Source organism: Acetobacter tropicalis (assembly GCF_001580915.1).
Classification (GTDB): domain Bacteria; phylum Pseudomonadota; class Alphaproteobacteria; order Acetobacterales; family Acetobacteraceae; genus Acetobacter; species Acetobacter tropicalis.
This window is the reverse complement of record NZ_LHZQ01000066.1, coordinates 1-1,411: the sequence shown is the minus strand read 5'-3', so window position 1 is coordinate 1,411 and position 1,411 is coordinate 1. Positions and strand designations below refer to the sequence as shown.

Below are 1,411 nucleotides of genomic sequence, written 5' to 3'. Positions count from 1 at the left end.
TAGCACTACAGTTGTTTTTTTAGATGAGAGGCATAAGCTACCGCTTGGTGAGTTCTTCGAAAGCGTGACCAGTGGAGAATATGGTCGAGGGAAATCTGCTGCTGCGTTAATCTGACGATAAGACGCCGGATTTCCTGAATGGACCACCGGATCAGGCCTGGTAAGCGTTCGATAGTCTTTTTTTGGGAGGTCTGGCATTTGCTTCTGCCCTTACACCGGCCATCAGAGCATAGGCCAGCATGACGAGGGATACGTGACGATGCCAGCCATGCCAGGAACGGGTTTCATTGTGATCGAGGCCGAATTCGTTCTTGGCCGTTCTGAAACCTTCTTCGATCCGCCAACGCGTTCCCTCGACCTGAACGAGTTTTTCAAGCGTTGTTCCCGTAGGGCACCAGACAGTGAAATATGCGAGATCCCCATCAGTCGGATTTCGACGCACGAGCAGCCCCCGGATCCAGGCTCTGCCATCGCCTGCCGTATAGTCTGCTCCGTTGAGTTCGGCGAGCGGACACCATAGCCAGTCATACTGGCGCTCGCCTTTTGTTCCGTGTCCGGCCGACAGGGAGACCCAGGCTTGTTCCGGAGCATTCCGGGCGATGTCACGGGCTTCTCCTGCAACGGGTCTTTCTCCCAGGCCCCAGGAATTGAACCAGTGGTTTCCTGCCACGCCCAGGACATAGCCCTTTGCAGCATGCCGCAACCCCATCTCGATCTCTCCCACGCCATAAACACTGTCAGCAGCAACCCATTCAAAAGAAAGGCCCGCCCGAAGGCTGCGCTCGATCATCTGTCGGGCCAGAGAGGGTTTGGTCGCGAATGCTACGTCTGTCGGGACAGAGGCTGAAGACAGCCGTGCCGGATCCGAGGTCCAGGCTTTGGGAAGATACAGGGCACGATCCACAAAAGCATGACCCCGGGGGGAGACATAGGCTGCAAACACACCGATTTGACAGTTCGTGATCTTGCCTGCCGAACCTGTATACTGGCGTCCCACGCCGCAGGAAGCCTTGCCCTTCTTGAGGAAGCCGGTCTCATCAATCACAAGGACAGCATCCTCATCGCCCAGGGTTTCCTGAACATGATCGCGGACAATGTCACGCAGGCCGTCTGCGTTCCACTGCGTTCGGCCCAGTAAGGCCTGCTGACGCCAGGGACCTCCATCGCCAGCCGCTTCAGCACGTTGCCACCCTGTCTTGCGTGGCAGATTACCCAGAAGGGTTTCCAGATAATGCTCCGCCGAGACCGCAACCCGGGCCTGGCCAAACAGGGGACGCATCTTTTCCTTGACCGTTCGCAGTCCTGTAACCAGCAGCGACAGCGTCTCTTCAACAGATGCTCCGCCCGTCATCATGTTCCATTCCATGGAAATGCATGGAATCATACTTTATCTCGAAAAACAACTGTAGTG

1 pseudogene is annotated in these 1,411 nt (G+C 56.3%); it reads right to left on the bottom strand.

Annotated elements, in window-relative coordinates:
- Positions 1–172: 172 nt before the first annotated feature.
- Positions 173–1,366, bottom strand: a pseudogene (locus tag AD944_RS00435) (IS701 family transposase); the annotation flags it as partial.
- Positions 1,367–1,411 lie beyond the last annotated feature (45 nt).